Origin of the sequence: Halomonas citrativorans (assembly GCF_014898005.1) — a bacterium.
GTDB lineage: Bacteria > Pseudomonadota > Gammaproteobacteria > Pseudomonadales > Halomonadaceae > Vreelandella > Vreelandella citrativorans.
Genome location: NZ_JABUYX010000013.1, coordinates 56,224 through 78,900 on the forward strand (window position 1 = coordinate 56,224; position 22,677 = coordinate 78,900).

Annotated in this window: 21 protein-coding genes; 16 read left to right on the top strand and 5 right to left on the bottom strand. The window is 55.4% G+C overall.

The genetic code is table 11. The features are described 5' to 3' along the window. The first annotated feature begins 12 nt into the window (after positions 1-12). The 5 genes from INT20_RS12300 (at position 13) to INT20_RS12320 (ending at position 6,562) form a co-directional block, all read left to right on the top strand. Positions 13-402: a sarcosine oxidase subunit delta gene (locus INT20_RS12300; protein ID WP_192526866.1), complete on the top strand. Its 390-nt coding sequence runs from the start codon at positions 13-15 to the stop codon at positions 400-402. Then, positions 399-3,452, top strand: coding sequence for a sarcosine oxidase subunit alpha family protein (locus INT20_RS12305; RefSeq protein WP_192526865.1), 3,054 nt, complete (start codon positions 399-401; stop codon positions 3,450-3,452). The genes INT20_RS12300 and INT20_RS12305 overlap by 4 nt, the downstream gene beginning before the upstream one ends. Then, complete coding sequence (locus INT20_RS12310) at positions 3,445-4,092, top strand: sarcosine oxidase subunit gamma (protein ID WP_192526864.1); 648 nt, start codon at positions 3,445-3,447, stop codon at positions 4,090-4,092. Before INT20_RS12305 ends, INT20_RS12310 begins: the two co-directional genes overlap by 8 nt. 66 nt (positions 4,093-4,158) lie before the next feature. Next, complete coding sequence (gene purU / locus INT20_RS12315) at positions 4,159-5,025, top strand: formyltetrahydrofolate deformylase (RefSeq protein ID WP_192526863.1); 867 nt, start codon at positions 4,159-4,161, stop codon at positions 5,023-5,025. Positions 5,026-5,179: 154 nt separating this feature from the next. After that, complete coding sequence (locus tag INT20_RS12320; protein WP_193056988.1) at positions 5,180-6,562, top strand: L-serine ammonia-lyase; 1,383 nt, start codon at positions 5,180-5,182, stop codon at positions 6,560-6,562. 198 nt (positions 6,563-6,760) lie between these two features. On the opposite strand, the gene aroQ is transcribed toward INT20_RS12320, so the two are convergent. Beyond that, entirely contained in the window at positions 6,761-7,207 is a 447-nt protein-coding gene (gene aroQ, locus INT20_RS12325; protein ID WP_193056989.1) for a type II 3-dehydroquinate dehydratase, read from the bottom strand. A gap of 110 nt (positions 7,208-7,317) precedes the next feature. Here aroQ and INT20_RS12330 point away from each other — a divergent pair, with 110 nt between their 5' ends. Next, positions 7,318-8,172 carry a DUF72 domain-containing protein gene (locus INT20_RS12330; protein WP_193056990.1) on the top strand — a complete coding sequence of 285 codons (855 nt, stop codon included), beginning with the start codon at positions 7,318-7,320 and terminating at the stop codon, positions 8,170-8,172. 152 nt (positions 8,173-8,324) lie between these two features. Then, positions 8,325-9,668, top strand: a complete 1,344-nt coding sequence (locus INT20_RS12335; protein WP_193056991.1) for a sodium-dependent transporter — start codon at positions 8,325-8,327, stop codon at positions 9,666-9,668. Positions 9,669-9,739: 71 nt separating this feature from the next. Here INT20_RS12335 and INT20_RS12340 read toward each other — a convergent pair whose 3' ends face one another. Beyond that, entirely contained in the window at positions 9,740-9,958 is a 219-nt protein-coding gene (locus INT20_RS12340) for a PA3496 family putative envelope integrity protein (protein ID WP_087110325.1), read from the bottom strand. 272 nt (positions 9,959-10,230) lie between these two features. On the opposite strand from INT20_RS12340, the gene hexR reads away from it, so the two are divergent. From hexR to INT20_RS12355, 3 genes are all read left to right on the top strand, one after another. Continuing rightward, positions 10,231-11,085 (top strand): transcriptional regulator HexR, encoded by an 855-nt coding sequence (hexR, locus tag INT20_RS12345; protein ID WP_087111253.1) that lies wholly within the window; start codon positions 10,231-10,233, stop codon positions 11,083-11,085. Positions 11,086-11,171: 86 nt separating this feature from the next. After that, a complete protein-coding gene (gene uvrD / locus INT20_RS12350; RefSeq protein WP_193056992.1) occupies positions 11,172-13,370 on the top strand; it encodes a DNA helicase II in 2,199 nt (732 codons plus the stop codon). 128 nt (positions 13,371-13,498) lie between these two features. Next, a complete protein-coding gene (locus tag INT20_RS12355) occupies positions 13,499-14,587 on the top strand; it encodes a TRAP transporter substrate-binding protein (RefSeq protein WP_193056993.1) in 1,089 nt (362 codons plus the stop codon). 84 nt (positions 14,588-14,671) lie between these two features. Here INT20_RS12355 and INT20_RS12360 read toward each other — a convergent pair whose 3' ends face one another. Next, entirely contained in the window at positions 14,672-15,085 is a 414-nt protein-coding gene (locus INT20_RS12360; RefSeq protein ID WP_087110319.1) for an acyl-CoA thioesterase, read from the bottom strand. Between the two features lie 149 nt (positions 15,086-15,234). Here INT20_RS12360 and INT20_RS12365 point away from each other — a divergent pair, with 149 nt between their 5' ends. From INT20_RS12365 to cysZ, 6 genes are all read left to right on the top strand, one after another. Beyond that, complete coding sequence (locus INT20_RS12365) at positions 15,235-16,119, top strand: PstS family phosphate ABC transporter substrate-binding protein (protein WP_172117027.1); 885 nt, start codon at positions 15,235-15,237, stop codon at positions 16,117-16,119. A 98-nt stretch (positions 16,120-16,217) separates the two neighbouring features. Continuing rightward, the gene (locus INT20_RS12370; RefSeq protein WP_193056994.1) at positions 16,218-17,333 is read left to right on the top strand and encodes an ABC transporter permease subunit; all 1,116 of its coding nucleotides are present in this window, start codon (positions 16,218-16,220) and stop codon (positions 17,331-17,333) included. After that, positions 17,333-18,742: a phosphate ABC transporter permease PstA gene (gene pstA, locus INT20_RS12375; protein WP_193056995.1), complete on the top strand. Its 1,410-nt coding sequence runs from the start codon at positions 17,333-17,335 to the stop codon at positions 18,740-18,742. Before INT20_RS12370 ends, pstA begins: the two co-directional genes overlap by 1 nt. Beyond that, the gene (gene pstB, locus INT20_RS12380) at positions 18,736-19,551 is read left to right on the top strand and encodes a phosphate ABC transporter ATP-binding protein PstB (protein ID WP_192526819.1); all 816 of its coding nucleotides are present in this window, start codon (positions 18,736-18,738) and stop codon (positions 19,549-19,551) included. Before pstA ends, pstB begins: the two co-directional genes overlap by 7 nt. Positions 19,552-19,595: 44 nt before the next feature. Beyond that, positions 19,596-20,321: a phosphate signaling complex protein PhoU gene (gene phoU / locus INT20_RS12385; protein WP_172116800.1), complete on the top strand. Its 726-nt coding sequence runs from the start codon at positions 19,596-19,598 to the stop codon at positions 20,319-20,321. A 76-nt stretch (positions 20,322-20,397) separates the two neighbouring features. Beyond that, on the top strand, positions 20,398-21,138 hold the full coding sequence (gene cysZ / locus INT20_RS12390; RefSeq protein ID WP_193056996.1) for a sulfate transporter CysZ: 741 nt from the start codon (positions 20,398-20,400) through the stop codon (positions 21,136-21,138). Positions 21,139-21,221: 83 nt separating this feature from the next. Here cysZ and INT20_RS12395 read toward each other — a convergent pair whose 3' ends face one another. Together INT20_RS12395 and INT20_RS12400 are read right to left on the bottom strand one after the other, a co-directional pair. Next, complete coding sequence (locus tag INT20_RS12395) at positions 21,222-21,554, bottom strand: hypothetical protein (RefSeq protein ID WP_193056997.1); 333 nt, start codon at positions 21,552-21,554, stop codon at positions 21,222-21,224. Between the two features lie 666 nt (positions 21,555-22,220). Continuing rightward, on the bottom strand, positions 22,221-22,677 hold a 457-nt coding region (locus INT20_RS12400; protein ID WP_226912160.1), incomplete at its 5' end, for a hypothetical protein.

A 22,677-nucleotide genomic window follows, 5' to 3' on the forward strand; every position in this document is an offset into this window, starting at 1 on the left:
GGAGAGCCCATCATGTTTTATATCTTCTGCCCCTACTGCAAGGAGCACCGCGAGGAAGAGGAGTTCCACCCTCGCGGCCAGGCCCACTTGATGCGCCCTTCCGACCCGGACAATACCAGCGACGAGGAGTGGGGTGACTACCTGTTCTTCCGCAACAACCCGCGCGGTATTCACCACGAAATGTGGGTGCACTCGGTGGGCTGTCGCAAGTTCTTCAATATCACCCGCAATACGGTGACCTACGAAATTCTCGAAACCTACCCCATGGGTGAGCAGCCAAGCATTACGGCGGCAACGCCCGATGTTCGTCACGAACAAGGTGTTCAAGTGGCCGATGGCGGCTGGCAGACCGTGGGCGCACGGCCTGAAAACAAAGCACTGAATGAGGAGGCCTCGCCATGACCCAGAAAAATCGTATTGATGCCGGCGGGCGTGTCGATCGTTCCCAAGTGCTTGAATTCACCTTTAACGGCCAGCGTTACCAGGGTCTGAAAGGCGACACGCTCGCTTCGGCACTGCTCGCCAACGGCGTGAATATCGTCAACCGTAGCTTCAAGTATTCACGCGCTCGCGGCATTGTCGCCGCCGGTGCCGAAGAGCCCAATGCCGTCGTTCAGTTGGGCGCCAAGGATGACACCCAAGTGCCCAACGTCCGCGCTACCCAGCAGGGCCTGTACAACGGCCTGGTGGCGCGCAGTACCAATGGTTGGCCCAACGTTCAGCGTGACGTAATGAGCTGGGTAGGCAAGCTGGGCGGTGGTTTTATGCCGCCAGGGTTCTACTACAAGACCTTTATGGCCCCTGCCTCAATGTGGATGACCTATGAGAAGTATATCCGCATGGGCGCGGGGCTAGGTCGTGCACCGACCGAGTCCGATCCGGACATTTATGATCACATGCATCACCACTGCGATGTGATGGTGATCGGCGCGGGCCCAGCGGGGCTTGCCGCGGCGCTTTCTGCCGCGCGTTCCGGTGCGCGTTCCGGTGCGCGTGTGATCCTGTGTGATGAACAGGAAGAGATGGGCGGCTCGCTACTGGATAGCCGCGAAACCCTGGATGGCGTTTCAGCGACGCGCTGGGTTGAGCAAACAGTAAAAGAGCTTGGCGCGATGGATAACGTGACGCTGCTGCCACGCACCACCGCCAACGGCTATCACGACCACAACTTTGTCACGCTGCACGAGCGGCGTACCGAGCATATGGCCGATACCGCCCGTGAAGCGGGCTTCCCCGGTGAATCACGTGCGCGTCTTCACCGCGTGCGCGCCCGCCAAGTGGTGCTGGCCAGCGGCGCCCACGAACGCCCCTTGGTGTACGCCAACAACGACTTGCCGGGCACCATGCTCGCAGGCGCCGTTTCCAACTATATTCGCCGCTACGCGGTGGTGCCCGGCAACAGCCTGGTGCTTTCCACCAGCAACGACCACGCTTACCGCGCAGCTCTCGACTGGAAAGAAGCCGGACGTAAGGTCGTCGCCATTGTCGATGCCCGCGCCAACCCTGATGGCGACCTGGTTCGCCAGGCACGCGACAGCGGTATTCGCGTGATCACTGGCAGTGCCGTCATCGAAGCACGCGGTAATCAGCGTGTTACCGGCGCACGCGTCTCGGCCGTTGATCTTGAGCGTTTCGTGGTGACCGGCAAAGCCGAAGAGCTTGAGTGCGATACCATCGCCACCTCCGGCGGCTATAGCCCGGTGATCCACCTCTCCTCACACACCGGCACACGCCCGGCATGGGACGAAGAGTTATTAGGTTTTGTGCCCGGCACGGTCAAGGGCATGCAGTCGGCTGGCGGCGTGGCGGGCTATTATGCCCTCGGCGAAACGCTTGCCGATGGCGCTCGCATTGGGTGTCAGGCAGCGCTGGAGTGCGGCTTTAACAGCGCCGAGGAAGCTGCCCTGCCCGCCACGCGAGCGCGGCGTGATGCGCCTTCCTGCGCGCTTTATCAAGTGCCGCATGAAAAGAGCGCCCTACGCGCGCCCAAGCAGTTTGTTGACCTGCAAAACGATGTCACCGCGGCGGGTATTGAGCTTGCCACCCGCGAAGGCTTTGAATCCATTGAGCACGTCAAGCGCTACACCGCGCTGGGCTTTGGTACCGACCAAGGGAAGCTTGGCAACATCAACGGCATGGCGATTGCTGCACGCTGCCTGAAACGCTCGATTCCCGAAGTAGGCACCACCGTGTTCCGGCCCAACTATACGCCGGTGACCTTTGGCGCCATCGTTGGCCGTCACTGCGGCGAGCTGTTTGACCCTGAGCGCTACACCGCGCTGCACCAGTGGCACGTGGAAAACGGAGCCGAGTTCGAGGATGTCGGCCAGTGGAAACGCCCGTGGTACTTCCCTCGCACCGTGAATGGCAAGAAAGAAACCATGCACGATGCAGTCAACCGCGAGTGCTTGGCGGTGCGCGAAGGCGTGGGCATTCTGGATGCCTCGACGCTTGGCAAGATTGATATTCAAGGCCCGGATGCCCGCGAGTTCCTGGGTCGCGTCTATACCAACAAGTGGGCCCAGCTCGCCCCTGGCCGCGTGCGTTACGGCCTGATGTGTAAAGACGACGGCATGCTGATGGATGATGGTACCACCAGTTGCCTGGGTGATAACCACTTCCTGATGACCACCACCACCGGCGGCGCGGCAGGCGTACTCGAGTGGCTGGAGCTGTGGCACCAGACCGAGTGGCCGGAGCTTCAGGTCTACTTCAACTCGGTGACCGACCACTGGGCAACCATGACCGTGACCGGCCCGGACGCCCGCAAGCTTTTGTCCGAGCTGACCGACATGAATCTTGATAAAGAGAACTTCAAGTTCATGGATTGGCGCGATGCCACGGTCGCCGAGGTGCCCGCGCGCATCTTCCGCATTTCGTTCACCGGCGAGCTGGCGTTCGAGATCAACGTGCAAGCCAACTACGCCATGCACGTCTGGAAGAAGCTTTTCGAGCACGGTAAAAAGTACAACCTGACGCCTTACGGTACCGAAACCATGCACGTCCTGCGTGCGGAAAAAGGCCTGATCATTGTCGGCCAGGATACCGACGGTTCGGTGACGCCGGAAGACCTTGGAATGCGCTGGGCGATCGGCTACGACAAGCCCTTCCCGTGGATCGGCAAGCGCGCCCTGTCACGCCCCGACACCCGCCGTACGGACCGCAAGCAGTTTGTCGGCCTGAAACCCAAAGACCCAAGCGTGGTACTGGAGGAAGGCGCCCAGGTCGTCTTTGACGGCAAGCAGTCGATCCCTATGGACATGAAGGGGCACGTAACGTCGAGTTACTACAGCGCCTCGCTCAAACACGGCTTCGCCCTTGCCGTGGTAATGGGTGGTCACGAGCGAATGGGGCAGACCGTCTATATTCCCATGACCGATGGCACAGTGCATGAAGCTGAAATCGTAAGCCCTGTCTTCATCGACCCGAAAGGAGAGCGCCAGCATGTCTAACGCGAGTGTACCTAACGTTTGCGAGTTCAACACCGTGCCCGACGGCAATCCGCAGGTCGAATCTCCTCTGGCGTGGAGCTACCAGCAGCACCCGGTGCCCCGCACTAATGGTCAGGCAGGCGTTGTCCTGCGTGAAAAAGCACTGCTGGGCCACCTGGTGCTGCGCGGCGGGGCCATCGTGCTCGATGAAGCGGTTCGCGCCACGCTTGGCATGAGCCTACCGGCCAAGCCCAATGCCCTGGAACACGACGATAGCGGCGAGCGCACAATCCAGTGGCTCTCGCCCGACGAATGGCTAGTGATTGTGCCGGGCGGCGAAGAGTGCGCGCTAGAAAGTGCGCTGCGCCAGGCCTTGGGCGATGCCCACGTGAGCATCGTCAATGCAAGCGGCGGCCAGACAGTGCTAACGCTTAGCGGCGACAATGCCCGCGAGGTGCTGATGAAGTCGATCTCCTATGACGTACATCCCAGCACATTTACCGTGGGCAAGGGGGTAACCACCGTGTTTGCCAAGGCCACCGTGGTTTTGCGCCGCCCTTCCGAGACACACTGGGAATTGGTGGTGCGCCGCAGCTTTGCCGACTACTGCTACCGTTGGCTGCTCGACGCCTCGGCGGAATATGGTATCGACACACAATAATAAGCCGGCAGGCCGGCACCACCGGCCTGCCCTGACTGCTGATCAAGCTGATGAAAGAGAAGCGCCATGAGCCGAATGACGGATACCTGGATACTTGCCGCCCAATGCCCCAGCATTCTGGGCACGGTCGATGTGGTGACCCGCTTTTTAAAAGAGCAGCACTGCTATATCACCGAACTGAGCTCATTTGATGACCGGTTGGGTGAACGCTTTTTTATTCGAGCGGAGTTTCGTCCCGAGCGAGAAGCGTTTGATGAGCAGGCGTTTCAGGAAAATTTTCTGCCGCGCGCCACCGATTTCGACATGACGTTTGAACTGACCCCTCCGGCCAAGCGCACGGGTGCAGTCATTCTGGTATCCAAGGCAGATCACTGCTTAAACGACCTGCTCTACCGCTACCGTACCGGGCAGTTGCCACTGGATATCAAGGCGATTATCTCCAATCACCCGGATCTTGAGCCCTTAGCGAGCTGGCATGATCTGCCTTACTATCATCTGCCTATCACGCCCGAGACCAAGGCAGAACAGGAGGCCCAGGTACTCGATATTATTGAGAATACGGGGGCGGAGCTAGTAATTCTGGCGCGCTACATGCAGGTATTGTCACCGAGCATGTGCGAGCTTTTGAGCGGGCGAGCCATCAACATTCACCACTCACTACTACCGGGCTTCAAAGGTGCCAAGCCCTACCACCAGGCCTACGAAAAAGGCGTTAAGCTGGTAGGCGCTACGGCGCACTACATTAATAACGACCTCGACGAGGGGCCGATTATTGCTCAAGGAGTGGAGCCAGTTGATCATGCACACTACCCTGAGGACCTGGTCGCCAAAGGGCGCGATATAGAGTGTCTGACGCTCGCCCGCGCTATTGGCTATCACCTTGAGCGGCGAGTCTTTCTGCACAATGGGCGCACGGTGGTATTTGGCAACTAGCCGCGCTTGCTTGACGCTACTCCTTTCATCCACAGAACAATCATCAAGTCTGCTCATTAATCGACGCCAGGACCAGGTTACGCGGCATTAATTCGCGATTCCCCTGTCCAACGTTGGGTGAGTCGACTTTTTATTTCCCATTCAGAGGTCTTCCATGCCTATTAGTGTCTTCGACCTTTTCAAAATTGGCGTCGGCCCCTCCAGCTCACACACGGTCGGCCCCATGATGGCGGCCTTCAAGTTTTCGGCCGTTCTGCGCGATAGCCAGTTGCTCGACCAGGTGAGCCGCCTGGAAGTGCATCTGTATGGCTCGCTTTCCGCCACGGGTATCGGCCATGGAACCGACCATGCCATTATCATGGGCTTGTTGGGCGAACGCCCGGACACCATCGATCCTTCGATTATCAACACCACGATTGCGGCGTTGAAAGAGACGCGTAGCCTATCGCTGGGGCGCCAGAAAGATGTCACGTTTGAATGGGACCAGGACATTATCTTTCATGAAGAGAGCCTGCCCCATCACCCGAACGCCATGAAACTTTGCGCCTTTGCCGAAGATGGCAGCCTACTGACCGCCAACACGTACTACTCGGTAGGCGGCGGTTTTGTGGTTGACCAAAACCAGGTGGATGCCAAGCTTGAAGACATGGACACCGCCAAGATCCCCTTCGACTTTAACTCCGCCGAAGAACTACTCGCCATCTGTAAGCGTGAAGGCATGAGCATCAGCCGCCTGATGATGGAGAACGAGAAAACCTGGCGCGGCGAGCAGGAAGTAAGAGACGAGCTGTGGCGCATCTGGCAGGTCATGTGCGAGTGCATCGATAACGGCCTAACCCACGAAGGCATTCTACCCGGTGGGCTTAACGTCAAACGCCGGGCAAGGCAGCTGCATCAGCGCCTGCAGGCGGCCGAGCAGAACGACTGCCTGATCGCCACAACCTTTTCCGCCATGGAGTGGGTCAACATCTTTGCACTGGCGGTGAACGAAGAGAACGCTGCGGGAGGGCGCATGGTGACGGCCCCAACCAACGGGGCAGCGGGTATTATTCCCGCCGTGCTGCACTACTACATGAAGTTCCAGGCGGGCTCCAGTGACCGCAACGTTGTGGATTTCCTGCTCGCCGCCGGTGCCATCGGTATTCTGTGCAAAAAGAACGCCTCAATATCCGGCGCCGAAGTGGGCTGCCAGGGCGAAGTGGGCTCGGCCTGCGCGATGGCAGCTGCTGGTCTGGCCGAGGTGATGGGCGCTACGCCTGAGCAGGTCGAAAATGCCGCCGAAATCGGGCTTGAGCATAATCTTGGCCTAACCTGTGACCCGGTAGGCGGCCTGGTTCAGGTGCCTTGCATCGAGCGCAACGCCATCGCCACCGTCAAGGCGATTAACGCCGCACAAATGGCCCTGCGCGGCGACGGCACTCACTTTATCTCTTTAGATAAAGTTATCCGCACCATGCGTGATACCGGCAAAGACATGTTGGACAAGTACAAGGAAACGTCCAAGGGCGGTTTGGCAGTTAATGCCATTGAGTGTTAGGTAAAAGCTGGCCAACAAGCGAGGACGTGAGTCTGCAGATCATTTTGGTAGGATCAATAACGTTCCCTGTCATACCCAGCGGTATGACAGGCTCGCTATCTGTTTTTACACTGATCACGACCTTCCAAAGCATGCACACATTCCCGGTTAAAACGCCCACCCAAGACTGGCTGCGATAGCACCAGCCAACAAACTCGCTTAACAAACGCCATTCACGACAGCATCCATTGCCGCCAAGTATCCCTGTATGCCTAGCCCCGCAATAACGCCGTCGGCGCGCAGCGAAATATACGAGTGATGGCGGAAACTCTCGCGCTTATGCACGTTGGAAATATGCACTTCAATGACTCGCCCATCGAAAGCATTGAGTGCATCCAGAATAGCGACAGAGGTATGCGTGTAGGCGGCTGGATTGATAATGATCGCCAGGGTCCCGTCCAGTCTTGCCGCATGAATGGCATCAATCAGCACGCCTTCATGATTGCTCTGCAGGCAGTCAATTTTCCACTCCGCAGTCGTCGCCTTTTCAATTAACAGACTGTTGACGTCATCAAGCGTTGCAGCACCGTAGATTTCCGGTTGCCGAGCACCCAGCAAATTAAGATTAGGGCCATGGAGCACCAGGACACGTGGCGTAGTCGGCATTGGTTTTCCTTGTCTGTTATTGAGGGCTATCGGCCCGTTATACGGCGGCGTTAAAACATCTCTTCATGCTACATTAGTACGCTTTATAAATGCAGCAGGCTCGTTGGCGTATGACCCTCCCCCTCTACCTAGGCCTCCCCATGTGGGCCAACCAGGATTGGCAGGGCAGCCTGTATGCCCGCCACGCCAAGACAGATCTGCTCAGCGACTATGCTAGCGTATTTTCAAGCGTGGAAGGCAATACGACCTTTTATAGCGGCGCGCCCAAGGCCGAGACCGTTGCCGCCTGGGCACGCCAGGCACCTGCTCATTTTCGCTTCTGTTTTAAATTACCTGCCAGTATCACCCATGACCAGCGGCTTACCCATTTGGATGATGTCTGGGACTTTTTAGCCGCACTTGAACCCTTGCATGATCGTCTTGGCCCTACCATGGTTCAACTACCGCGTGATTTTGGAGCGGATGAGCTACCAAAGCTAGAGGCCTTACTGGCTGCCTGGCCCGCTCACTTACCATGCGCGGTTGAAGTTCGTCATCCTGTTTTTTTCCACAAAGGCGCAGCTGAAAAAGCCCTTAACCAATTGTTGATAACTTATTGTGCCAACCGTGTCATGCTGGATGTACGCCCTGTTTTTTCAACCCCGGCTGACGGCCACGCGGGGCTTGCCCATGCTCAGCAGGAAAAGCCGAAACTCCCGTTACACGTGCTTTCCACAGGTAATTTTCCGGTCATTCGCTTTATTGGCCATATTGACAAAACGATTAATACGCACTACTTCGCCCCTTGGAAAGCCCGCCTCAACCTGTGGATAAGTCAGGGGAAAACCCCTTTCTTATTTGTGCATACTGCTGATAATCACGAGTCTCCCGAGATGGCACGTCAGCTATACAATGCGCTTGGCGAGCTTGCTGACCTACCCCCGCTTAGCGACTTTCCAGGTGAGGCACAAAACCTGTTGTTTTAAGCTAATATTAATTTAACCTAACTGGCACGGGGCCTCTTGATCGGATAAATTGCGCATACTCTTTGAAAAGTGCAGAGCCGTCTGTGCTTTTCGAACATGCGTAAATGGGGCGCATAGCGGCTTATTACAATTCAACTAACAGTAGGTGATGTATGGCAAAACTTGCACATGCACAATGGTCATCGCGTATGGGCTTTGTGCTTGCCGCTGCCGGTTCAGCGGTAGGCTTAGGGAATATCTGGCGCTTCTCATATATGACCGGTGAAAGCGGCGGCGCTGCTTTTGTTCTGGTCTATCTTGCATGCGTAACGCTGGTTGGCCTGCCCATTCTGGTAGCGGAATGGATGATTGGTCGCCGGGGCCAGAAAAACCCGATTAACACCATGTCCGACCTTGCCACGCGTCACGGACGCTCCAGGGCTTGGGCAACTATCGGTATTAGTGGCGTTCTGGCGGCCTTTTTAATTCTATCTTTTTATAGTGTTATCGGCGGCTGGTCACTCAATTACACGCTGGGGTCGGTGATCGGGACGTTTAATGGCCAGGATGCTGATGCCGTCGGGGCTATTTTTGGCGACCTGCTGGGTAGCCCTACAACGCTTCTGATTTGGCACACTGCGTTCATGGTGCTGGTTATTGGTATCGTGGCGCGTGGTGTGACCAAGGGGCTTGAAGCCGCTTCACGACTTCTGATGCCTGCGCTGGTCGTGCTTCTTTTGATTCTGGTCGGCTATGGCGTAACAAGCGGCTCCTTCGGTGAAGCACTTGCGTTCATGTTCAGCCCTGACTGGGATGCACTGGACGGTGGTGTCGTACTAGCGGCGATGGGCCAAGCCTTCTTCACCCTATCACTGGGTATGGGCATCATGATGGCGTATGGCTCTTACCTGGGCGAAGACGTTAACCTGATTAGCACAGCGCGCACCGTTATTATCCTGGATACGGTCATTGCCCTGCTGGCAGGCCTTGCGATCTTCCCCATTGTGTTCGCCAACGGGCTGAGCGCAAGTGAAGGCCCGGGACTCATCTTCGTAACGCTGCCTCTGGCCTTTGGCAACATGGCGGGCGGCACTATTCTCGGTTTGATGTTCTTCCTGCTGCTGACGTTTGCCGCAATTACGTCGGCTATCTCGCTGCTGGAACCGGTCGTTGAAACAATCGAAGAGCGCACGCCCTTGAGCCGGGTAGGATCGACACTGGCGAGCGGTATTGCGGTGTGGGTACTCGGTGTGGCGGCGCTGCTGTCATTTAATGTGTGGTCCGAGGTACTGTTATTCGGCCTCAACATTTTTGACTTCCTCGACACCTTCACCAGCAAGATTTTGCTGCCGCTGACGGGCCTAGGCGCGATTATCTTCTTCTCGCTCTGTTTGGACAAAGAAGAAGCGCGCAAGGAGCTACGGTTAGATATCTACGATTTCACCTTGTGGAATCTACTCGCCAAGTACGTGGCGCCAATCGGTGTGATTATCGTATTCCTGACCGGCTTGATCTAGCGATGCCTACGCCCTGCCGCTTGGCAGGGCAGCACCATGTGGGTACTGCTTAAACACCGAGCTACATGCCGTTAGTGCAACTCGCTCTCTTGCCGTTCGTCATCGTCTGGCAGGGGGGCGATATCCCGGTATAGCTTCTGAAACTCCCGATGCAGTTCAATTCCTCGGCGAGCCCGTAAATTGCGTTGTGCGGCGCTACGCTGGCGCTGAGCATGCTCATCCACTTCCATGCCCATAAAAATATCCAGCAACTCGCTTTTGACCGAGGTAATTCGTTCGACGTTTTTCATGATCGACGTGCCTCCAGGTGAATATGTCTTCGTCCACCTGCATCTGTGGCGACTGTTGAATGATGCAGTGCGACACTTCACTTCTTACTATACCTTACTTGACAGTATGATGACGAAACTTGGCGAAATGCGTTAACGCCTTTTAAACGCATGCCTAAACATCGTTTCACTGCCCTTTTATGCCATCACTCAGGCATACTGTGGCAAATGCTGACAAATACAGCAAAGCGCGCAGTGCAAAACGCGCGCACTGGATAATCGAGGAGCTGAACGTGAGTCGCGCCCTGTTCGATGAGATGAGACGCCGCATGGAGCACTTTCGCCGCTCCGAACAAAAAGTGGCACGCTTTGTACTGCGTAATCCTGACGAGGTTATCCACATGCGGATCGTTGACCTCGCCACCGAAGCCAACGTTAGCGAGCCTACCGTGGTGCGCTTCTGTCGCGCCCTGGGCTGCAATGGCTTTCAGGATTTTAAACTGCAGTTAGCGCAAATGCTGGCGTCTGGCAGCCAATTCGCGCAGTTCTCAATGAACGACAGTGACTCCGTTGCTGAGTTCTCACACAGTATTTTTGACTCCACGGTCGGCACTCTGCTTTCGGTACGTGACCGGCTCGATAACGACGCGCTGGGCCAAGCGGTTAATGCGCTGGCGATGGCCAATCGGGTGGAGTTTTACGGCTTTGGCGCCTCAGGCGCTGTCGCGTTTGATGCACAGCACAAATTTTTCCGTTTACAGATATCTACATCGGCCTATGCGGACCCGCACATGCAGAACATGTCGGCGGTGACCCTTAAAGAGGGTGATGTGGTGGTGGCTATTTCTCAAACGGGCCGGACCAAAGCATTGGTCGCCAGCGTGCGCCTGGCCCGTGAAGCGGGCGCTACAGTGATTGGCCTGTGCCCCAGCGGTTCCCCCTTGGCAGAAGAGGTCAGCCTGCCACTGTATATTGATGTTCACGAAGATACCGAGATCTACACGCCGCTCAGCTCTCGCATCGCCCACCTGGTGTTGATTGATGTGCTCGCCGTGGGCGTTGCCAAAACCCGCGGCCCCAAGCTGGCTGAGCAGCTTAAATCGGTGAAGAAAAGCCTGAATACCCTGCGCTACCCTGAAGACAACTAAATCGTCGTACGCTAACGCCTGTATGCACAGACAGTTCACCTGCTGTGCTAAACTACCCGCCCCTTTTCGATCCGGCAGCGGCTTTTATGGACGACGTCACGGCGATACTCGATCAGCTCAACACAGCCCAGCGTGAGGCAGTCAGCGCTCCTCAGGGTAATCTTCTCGTGCTGGCCGGTGCAGGCTCCGGTAAAACTCGGGTACTTGTTCACCGAATTGCCTGGCTGATGCAGGCAGAGGGCCTGTCGCCCTATGCGCTACTGGCAGTCACCTTTACCAACAAGGCTGCCCGCGAGATGCGCACGCGTCTTGAAGCCCTGCAGGGAATCTCCTTGCGCCATGTTTGGGTAGGCACGTTCCACTCTATTGCTCACCGCTTGCTTCGAACCCATTGGCAAGACGCTCGGCTACCGCAAAACTTCCAGATCATTGACTCCGATGACCAGCTCCGGCTGGTGAAGCGGCTGCTCAAGGATTACGCCATTGACGATGAGCGCTTTCCGCCGCGTCAGGTTCAGGGATTCATCTCAAGCTGCAAGGAAGAGGGCTTACGCCCGCATCAGGTGAACGTTGATGGCGATGCCTACATGGCGCAAATGGTAGAGCTTTACGAGCGCTATCAATTAACCTGTGAACGCGGCGGGCTGGTGGATTTCGGAGAACTACTGCTTAGAAGTCTTGAGCTTCTGCGGGATAACCCGGCGCTTTTGAATCATTATCGTGAGCGCTTTGGGCACATATTGGTGGATGAGTTTCAGGACACCAACACCTTGCAGTATGCCTGGCTAAAGCTGCTGAGCGGCATGCAAACCCCCATGACCGCAGTGGGCGATGATGACCAATCCATTTATGGCTGGCGCGGCGCCAAGGTCGAGAATATTCGCCGGTTTGAGGAGGAATTCCCACAAACGCAGACGGTGCGCCTTGAGCAGAACTACCGTTCAACCAGTGCCATTCTGGATGCTGCCAATGCGCTGATCAGTCACAACAGTGACCGGCTGGGCAAGAACCTGTGGACCGATGGTATCGAGGGCGAGCCTATTTCTGTCTACGCCGGGTTTAACGACCTGGAGGAGGCACGTTATATCGTCGACACTATCAAAGAGAAGGTCGATGAAGGCGTTAACCGCCGTGATATTGCGATTCTCTACCGCTCCAATGCTCAGTCGCGACTGCTGGAAGAGACGCTGATTCGTCAAGGCATGCCTTACCGTATTTACGGAGGCCACCGCTTCTACGAGCGTCTGGAAATCAAGAACGCCCTCGCCTATTTACGCTTACTGCTCAATCGCGATGACGACGCCTCGCTTGAGCGTGTGATCAACGTACCGACCCGCGGCATTGGCACGCGTACCGTGGAAATTCTGCGCCTGCGCGCGCGCGAACAGAGTATTTCACTTTGGCAGGCACTGCATGATGCCCTTCAGGACGGTACGTTAAAGGGCCGTGCGGCCAACGCGGTACAGACGTTTGCCAACCTGATAGAGCAGTTGGATAACGACGCGGCAGGCTTAACCCTTTACGAAATTATCGATCACGTCACCGAGCACACGGGCCTGATTGAGCACCATAAGAGTGAGCGCGGAGAGAAAGGCCAGGCGCGGGTCGAAAACCTCGAAGAACTGGTCACTGCTGCCCGAGCCTTTACCCAGGGTGATGCGTTTGAAACGCCCGAGGCGGGCGAAGGCATGGCCGCTCTGGAGGCATTTCTTTCCGAGGCGGCGCTTAACGCAGGCGACCATGAAGCTGAAGAGTTTGAAGATAGCGTACAGTTAATGACGCTTCACTCTGCCAAAGGCCTCGAGTTTCCGGTGGTATTTATTGCCGGTGTGGAGGAGGGTCTGTTCCCGCATAAAATGTCGCTCGAAGAGCCGGGGCGTTTGGAAGAGGAGCGCAGGCTCTGCTACGTGGGCGTTACCCGTGCTATGCAGAAACTCTACCTGACCCACGCAGAAACTCGCCGCTTACACGGCAAAGAGGTGTTTCCGCGTCCCTCGCGCTTCTTGCGTGAATTACCGCCGCACCTGCTAGAAGAGGTTCGCCTGCGCGGCCATATCTCACGCCCGGTAACCGCCGGCCGCACCAGTTTTGCGCAGCAGCGTGTTGAAAGCGATGGCGATTTACCTGCCCTGCATGTGGGCCAACGTGTTGGCCACGCCGTCTTCGGTGAAGGCATTATTCTTAATGCCGAAGGCGAAGGCGCACGCGCCAGAGTACAAGTGAGCTTTGAAGGCGAGGGCGTTAAGTGGCTAGTGCTGGGGTTTGCCAAGCTAATCCCGCTGTAACGCCTATGTTAAGGGGAAGTGTCTTAACAGGTTGCCCAATAAAACCGGGTTAGCGCATACTGGCGAGCGGACACGTACGCTCACGCGTAACGCAATAATAATCGTATTTATTCGGAGTTATAGCCGCCATGCAACGCCGCCAATTCTTAAAAACCGCTGGCTTAGGTGCTGCCGGTGTCGCTGCCGCCCCCTTTGTAGCGACCGCGCATGCAGATGAAACGTATACCTGGGACATGGTGACCTCTTGGCCGAAGAACTTCCCGGCGCTAGGCACGGGCGCCAACGACTTCGCCCTCCGCGTTGAGCAGCTTTCCAACGGCCGTATGAAAATCCGCGTACACGGCGCAGGCGAGCTGGTACCTGCATTGGAAGTGTTTGATGCGGTATCGGCTGGAACGGCAGAGATGGGCCACTCCACGCCCTATTACTGGCGTGGCAAGCTCCCGGCTGCCCAGTTCTTTACCGCCGTGCCCTTTGGTATGTCAACGACTGAGATGAATGCGTGGCTGTATCACGGCGGTGGTCAGGAGCTGTGGGACGAGGTTTACGCCAAGCATAATCTTAAGCCGTTCGCAGTGGGCAACACCGGCCCTCAAATGGCGGGCTGGTTCAAGAAAGAGATCAACTCGCTGGACGACATGCAAGGCCTTAAACTGCGTTTGCCAGGACTTGCCGGTGAAGCCATGAACGGCATCGGTGTCAGCACCGTGAATATGCCAGGCTCTGAGATTTTCACCTCGATGCAAACGGGTGTTCTGGATGCCGCCGACTGGGTAGGCCCTTACAACGATATGGCGTTTGGTCTGCATCAAGTGGCCGACTACTACTACACCACGGTGTGGAACGAGCCGACCGCAACCGTCGAGACGATGATCAATCTGGATGCCTGGAATGCCTTGCCAGAAGATCTGCAGGACGTTATTCGCGAAGCAGCACGCGCGTCCAACCTGGCCATGTACACGGAGTTCGCTTACCGCAACGCGCAGGCGCTAGAGACACTGGTTGATGAGCATAACGTTCAGCTACGCGAATTCCCCGACGATGTTGTTCAGGCACTCTACGAATCCTCGCAAACCGTGATCCAAAACCAGGTTGAGGGCGATGAAGACTCACGGCGCATTTATGAGTCGTACGCTAACTTCCAGAACCTTATCCGCCCGTTTAGTGATATCGGCGAGTATGCCTACCTGAAAGGTCGTGATGCCGTTGGCGGTTAATCGCTACCCACGGTTGATAAAAAGGGCGCCCAGGCGCCCTTTTTTTGCAAGCCATTGTGCAACCTGATGAAGGGTCAGCAGGCCTTAACCATGCACGGCACGGATACGACCATTATCGTCCAGAGCGACCATGACGAAACGCGCCTCAGTGACTTTTTGGCGCTCTTCAAGGCGCCGCCCATGAGGAATACGCACCCATACTTCGACATCGATCTTAAGAGAGCTGCGGCCAATTTCCTGTACATGAGTGTAAACACTCACCATGGAACCCACGCGCACAGGGCTTAAGAAATCCATCGATTCGATGGCCACTGTCGCAGTACGCCCGCCGGCCTCACGACCGGCTGCCAGTTCTGCCGCCTGATCCATGTGATTAACCAGCCACCCGCCCGAAATATCGCCGTAAAGGTTGGTATCCTGTCGAGAAGCCAGTAATTTGAGTGTGAGCAGACCTTGGGGGGCCGGAGCATCATCCAGGTCGGTTTCTAAAAGTGTCATAAGTCGGTCGCTTAATAGGGTTATTGTTGTGTGGTTGCTGCATAGCAATATAAGGCATTAGTTAATCATACGAGGGCATACGTTTGAAGCGCATTGGTTGGTCGTCAGGGAAGAAAAATCGCCTGTGTTTTACGCTTACCACGGTACTAATGCTATTCGCATCAGCTGCCTGGGGGCAACCACAACCGATTAGCGGCACTCTGAGTGCGATTGGCTCCGACACCATGGCCGGACTCATATTGCGCTGGGGCGAGGCGCTAGCCGTGCGCTATCCAGAGATTAACGTGCAGTTTCAGGCTACTGGCTCGGCCAGCGTACCGCCAGCGCTTACGGCGGGCACTGCACGGCTTGGCCCCATGTCACGCCCCATGAATGACCAAGAGCGACAAGCGTTTATCGATCGCTACGGTTACCCACCGCTAGAACTTAAGGTGGCCAGAGATGCGCTTATTCTGGTCGTTCATCGTCATAACCCCTTGCGGGCCATTACGCGCCAACAGGCCGATGCCATTTTCTCCACCGGCCAAGCGTGCGGCGCCGATAAGCCGATAAGACGCTGGAGCGAATTGGCCGCCACACGCGAGTGGCCCTATGGAAATATCGCCCTACATGGGCGCAACCTGGCATCGGGCACCTATGGGTTGTTTCAGGACGAGGTGCTGTGTGATGGCCAATTCCGCCGCGACATCAGCGAGCACCCGGGCTCTTCTGCTGTTGTCGCGGCCGTGGGTGAGTCGCCCAACGCCATGGGATATGCCGGATATAATCACCTGACACCGATGGTACATGCGCTGCGCTTTGTTACCGAGGAGGGGGAAGAAATCGCGCCCAGCGAGCAGGCTGTTCAGCGTAACGAGTACCCGCTATCACGCGATCTTTACCTCTACGTTAATTTGCCGCCAGATGAGTCACTACCCGCCGCCGAGCAGGCATTTTTAGCGTTTATTTTATCGGAAGAAGGCCAGCAAATTGCCCGTGCGGCGGGTTTTGTACCGCTGCCCGATGATGAACTCGCAAATCAGCAACACTGGTAGCTCACTATCATCCAATTGTCATAAAAGTGTCTTAGAGTAAGGAGAACTCACCATGCAACCCATCTTCGCGACGGCCATGCCTTCCCTATGATGTTGATATGATCCCACCTCGCGTTCCTGCTTCTTATCAGCCGCTACGCCAGTTTAAAAATCGTGTCGCCACCGGCCTTATTACGGCGGGGGGCATCGCGGTGCTGCTCGCGATTCTGGCGATTGGCGTGTTTTTATTTTGGGAAACGCTGCCACTGTTGGCATTGGATAAGACCTTTGCCTTCGATAAGCTCTCGCCATTGGTATGGGGAACGCTTAAAGCGGCCTTGGCGGCGATGCTCTTCGCGCTTCCTATCGCCTTGGGCGCCGCCATGTACTCGGCGTTATTCATGTCAGCACGCTTGCGCAGCCGGATTAAGCCGACTCTTGAGATGATGGAGGCAATGCCCGGCGTGGTAGTGGGATTTATTGCCGGTTTAGTACTTGCTCCATGGGTGGAGCGAAACCTGGCCAGTACGCTGGTGCTGCTGGTATGGCTACCAATCAGCGCGGGGCTTGCGGGCGTACTCTGGTACATGGCCTCGTCTCGCTGGCATCGGCGACTGCCGTTTTCCTGGGCCGGGCTATGGCTTGTACCCTGGCTTATCGGCATGGTGGCACTGGCGGTGTGGTTGACGCCCTTGCTGGAGCAACTCTTTCTGGGCGGCGATCTGCGCCGCTGGTTAGAACAACGCTGGGGCATGGACTACGTCACTCGCAATGCGCTGATTGTAGGTATCGCCATGGGGTTTGCGGTAATACCCAGCATTTACTCTCTTGCCGAAGATGCCCTTGCCGACGTCCCGCCCTCCCTGATGGAAGGCGCCCAAGCGCTCGGGGCCAGCCGCTGGCAGGCGCTATGGAAAGTCGCGCTACCAGCGGCGGGGCCGGGTATCTTTTCTGCGGTGATGATTGGCATGGGTCGTGCGGTAGGTGAAACCATGATTGTGTTAATGGCCAGTGGCAACACCGCTCTGCTGAGCGCCAGCCCCTTTGAAGGCATGCGATCAATGGCCGCTGCCATCGCGATTGAGCTCCCAGAAGCCTCCCCCGGCGGGTTTACCTATCATCACCTGATTCTAGCGGCGCTGGTACTGTTTCTATTTACGTTTTTAGTAAACACCCTGGCCGAAGCGGTGCGCTTACGTATGCGCCGCCGCTACCATAAAGTGGGGCATTACTAATGAGCCGCCTATTCGCCTCCGCTTCCAAGCATCGGCTCGATAAATTATGGCCGTGGCTATGCGCCGCTAGCGTTGCCTTGTCACTTTTAATGTTAAGCGCGTTACTTACACTCTTGCTTGTTCGTGGGTTAGGCCATTTTTGGCCCGCCACGCTTGAAGAAATAACACTACGCTCGGGTAGCGTTGTTGCAGGGCAAGCTATTCGCGAAACGCCACTGCCTCAGGAAGCAGGGGTTGAGCGCCTCTATTTTAAAGGTAACCGTGATGTAGACGGCGTCAGCTGGCACTGGGTAGATATCGACGATATTACCTCACGTACAACACCGCACGACCTGATCCGCCTGGAACGTGCTCCGTGGGGCAGCTTTATTGGTCGTCTGGCCGCAGTAGAAACCGCTCAACAATCGTTGCATGGCCGCGAAGCGTGGGACTATTTAAACAACGCGCTTACCCTACCGGCTAATCAGCGCCCGCCCGGGCAACTGCTGCTGGTCACGGCACAGGGCGAGACGTTACGCCAACCTCTGGACAGCGTTAGCCAGGCACTGGCACCTAACGCCATGTCCTGGTGGCAAAAAACGCACACCTGGGGCACTAACGTTTGGCAGTTTTTAAGCGAGGGACCACGCGCGGCCAATACCAGCGGTGGCGTATGGCCGGCTATTTTCGGTACGGTGCTGATGGTCATCTTAATGTCCGTAATCGTCACCCCCTTTGGCGTACTGGCCGCTATTTATCTTAATGAAATTGCCCATCAAAACCGACTTACCCGGTTAGTACGCATTGGCGTACGCAACTTGGCGGGCGTGCCTTCTATTGTGTACGGCGTGTTCGGCCTTGGCGTATTCGTTTACGGCATTGGCGGCACGCTGGATAGCTGGTTCTTTAGCGATACACTGCCTTCGCCAACGTTTGGCACCGGCGGTCTTTTATGGGCCTCTTTAACGCTCGCGCTATTGACGCTTCCTGTCGTGATTGTGGCCACCGAGGAAGGGCTTGCTCGCATCCCCGATGCTCAGCGTGAGGGGGCAGTAGCGCTGGGGGCCACCCGTCTGGAAATGCTAACGCGTATTGTCCTACCCATGGCTACTCCTGCCATGCTAACCGGCGTTATTCTCGCTATCGCCCGCGCCGCAGGCGAAGTAGCTCCGCTTATGCTGGTGGGGGTTGCCAAGTTAGCTCCGCAAATGCCGGTCGACGGTGAGTTTCCTTATGTGCATCTGGAGCGCAAATTTATGCATCTTGGCTATCATCTATTTGATACTGCTTTTCATGGCGAGGATGTACAGGCCGCTATGCCTCTGGTTTACGCCACGGCGCTTCTTTTAGTGGTTATTATTTTGGTGCTTAACCTAACTGCCATATTTCTGCGTCATTATTTTAGGCGCCAACGAGGAAGCGAATGCTAGCGTCATTAGATATAGCCAATGCCCCACAGGCGCCGGTGACGCACTTTTCATCCGAGCACTGCGCCTTGAGTATCGACCAATTTAACCTCGCCTATGCGGGGAAATCGGCGTTGCGTAATTTAACGTTGAGTGTGCCACGCCACCGGGTAACGGCCTTTATTGGGCCTTCAGGCTGTGGCAAGTCAACACTGCTACGTGCCATTAACCGGTTGCATGACCTTAACGAGAGCGTGGAACACAGTGGGCATATTCAGCTTGAAGGGCAGGATATTTACGCTGCGCAGATGAACGTGACCGAGCTACGCCGCCGGGTAGGCATGGTGTTTCAAACGCCCAATCCGTTTCCCATGTCGATCTATGAAAATGTCGCTTTTGGCTTGCGTTTACAGCATCGCCTACCCAAGCGGCAACGCGATGACATTATCGAGTGGGCGCTGACCTCAGCAGCCCTATGGGATGAGGTAAAAGACCGCCTGCATCGTTCAGCGTGGCAGCTATCAGGTGGTCAGCAGCAGCGCTTGGTCATCGCTCGAACGCTAGCCGTTCAACCGGATGTGCTACTACTGGATGAGCCGGCATCAGCGCTTGATCCCATTTCAACGCTGAAGATTGAGGAGCTGATTCGTAACCTTAAATCACAGCTAACCCTTATCCTTGTCACCCACAATATGCAGCAAGCCGCACGGGTCTCCGATTATACGGCCTTTCTACACAACGGAGAGCTGGTTGAGTACGGCCCTACCGACCAGGTCTTCACTAATCCGCGTTTACAGCGCACCGAGAACTACATCACCGGCCGCATGACGTAGTCGTCAATCATCAGGCCTAACTAACCCAACATCAGGAGTGCTCAATGGATATTACGAGCGATACCCACAGCCAGCATATCTCGCGCCAGTTCAACCAAGAGCTGGAAGAGCTAAAAACCCACCTGATGGCCATGGGCGGCCTGGTGGAAAAACAGGTTCAGGATGCCGTATTCGCCCTGCTGGAAAACGATACCCGCTTGGCTGAAAAAGTGCGCGATAACGACCGGCAAGTGAACGATCTTCAGCTGCAAATTGATGAAGAGTGCACCCGTGTATTGGCACGCCGCCAGCCTGCAGCATCAGACTTACGCCTGGTGCTTGCCGTTATTCGTGCCACTTCAGATCTTGAGCGTATCGGCGATGAAGCCAGCAAGATTGCGCGTAATGCAATCCTGCTCAGCGAAAACACCAGCACGGTTCGTGGCTTAATTGAAGTTCGTCATATCAGTGAGCATGTACGTAAAATGCTGCGCGATGCGCTGACAGCCTTTGCCCGTTTCGATACCGACTTGGCGATGAAGGTAGTGCGTGAAGATGAGTCGGTCGATGATGAGTACGGCAGTGCCATGCGCTCATTGATGACCTTCATGATGGAGGATTCGCGCTCAATTAGTTCAATACTCAGCATTATGTGGGTGCTGCGCGCGCTGGAACGCGTCGGCGACCATGCCGACAACCTGGCAGAGTACGTTGTGTATCTCGTGAAGGGGCTCGATATTCGACATAGCGACCTGGACACCGTCGACCAGAAGGTAACGAAAAAGCCTTGACCCATGAGGCATTTCCTCTTGCAATACGTCTGGGCGGACACCCGCCTGGACGTTTGTATTGATGAGGACTGCTTGAATGTTGGATGCAATAACAGCGCTTAGCCGAGGTACGCGGCTGGTCTATCAAAAAGGCCTGCGGCGTTATATTTTTCTTCCTATCCTCGTCAATATTATTGTTTATGCCGCCATGTTCAGCTTTGTGATTACGCGCTTTTCAGGCTGGATTGGCCACTGGATGACATTAGTACCTGCTTGGCTGGATTGGCTTTCCTGGCTGATCTGGCCGCTGTTTGTGGTTAGCCTTATTGTCATTGTATTCTTCACCTTTACCCTGATCACAAGCTTTATTGCGGCGCCTTTTTACGGCTTTTTAGCGGCTAAAGTGGAAATTCAAGAAACAGGCCGTATACCGCTGGATGATCGCGGGCTGACCAAAACGGCGCTTGATGCGCTAGGCCGAGAGCTGGTCAAACTCGCGTATATCGCCCCACGCGCCATTGCCCTCTTTATCATCAGCTGGATTCCAGGGCTCAACCTCTTTGCGCCGATTCTATGGGGGCTGTTCTCCGCATGGGTAATGGCCATTACCTATCTGGACTATCCTATGGATAATAATAAAGTCTCGTTCAAGGATATGCGTCAACGGCTTTCCAGGCGCTGGTGGCAAAGCCTCAGCTACGGCGGGCTCGTGACTCTGGTTACCTGGATACCGCTTGCCAATCTTTTTCTGATTCCGGGGGCCGTAGCAGGAGCCGTACTAATGTGGGACCAATATTATCGTACGGCGAATGAGCTTACGATCCAGCGGCCCTCGTAACACCTGAAAAGTCATGCTTTTTTTCTACGCTTTTAAACGCGAAACCCCGCTTTAACGGGGTTTTTAATGCTTTCAGTAGTGGTTTACCAGTCCAGGCTATCGCCTTCTTTGTGATTTAACTCGGTCGATTCGAACGAATGGGTGTTACGACGCTGGGCGCCATCCTGATCCCGCTGCAGCTGGCTTGACGGTGCATAGTTGCCGTTCATATGATCACGCTGACTATGGTTAAGCTCACTGGGTGAGTAGTGAGGACTAGACGTGCTAGTGGATTGCGGCATGTCGATGACATCGCTGCCGACTGCACGATCTTTAGTACGCTCAATAGAGCTTTGGGCAAAAGCTAGCGGGCTTGCAATCAAACCGATAGAAATACCTAAAACACCTGCCGTTTTTAAAACTGCTTTAAATGACATAACGCTCTCCTGATGTGGGGTGCCGCTCACCTGTCTTGGCTATTATCACACTAACGTAAATACCATTGCACTGAAGGGTGAGAAGCGATCAGTGTCTTTGACTGCAAGATTATGGTCCAAGTGCCCAAACGTCCCAAATTCGTGAAATGCTGAATGATTAAAAATATTTTTAAACACGACCACACAAATAAAGCTATCCAAGTAAATAACAAGCTAACATTTTTTTAGTGTTGGCACAGCACCATGGTGAACAAGCTAAAAAGCTCGTTATCAACCTTTGCGTTTAAAAAGCATGAAAGGGGTCATCACGCCGTGGGACAAGAGAATCGTGAAAAAAACTATTATGAGCGGGGGTAATGTTAAAAAAACGTAGATAGGGGGGTTCAGTTTTAAAACCAGCCAAACACGACTGCTCATCAAAGGCTACATAACAAGATTAGGCCCTGCCATGGCAGGGCCCTAACCTCGCATCTATGGACAATATCTAGCGCTAGCTTCCACTCCTTTTGCGGGACTCCAACCTTGGAATTTACCCTGACTAACGCTCTGATTGTCGCTTGATTCAATCCATGAATCGGTGAGCATCCATGCGATGGGACATCCTTATCCCGTGCTCGTTCCTAAACTGTAGTACAAATTTTTAGCACTGAGTGTTTAAACCGCTGGTCACTGGTCTTGACCAGTGGTCACAGAGCTATTTTGCTCAGGCAGGTCGCTCGGCTCAAATGACGTATCGCCGCCACCTGTTACACCCGTTGGACCACCATCCATCGACTCATTATGAGTTTCATGTTGAGAAGAACCTGCACCGGGACGAGTAGTATCGCCTGCACTTTCACCGTTCATATCCGAGAGCTCGTCTGCATCATAGGTAGATGCATCACCACCTGCTCCTGTACCAGATGATTGCGGCTGCACGGGTTCTTCATCAGCAGTAATATCGTGGCTCGGGTCTACTGGTTCTTGGGCAAAAGCGAAGGGGCTTGCCAGCAAACCGAATGTTACACCTAAAATCCCAGCTTTCTTGAGTAGTTCCTTGGACATCATGTAGTGGTTCAATAAAACCGGACACCAACGTAGGTGGTAATATTGCCACCATAAGCGAGGTGTCTGATGACCAGGA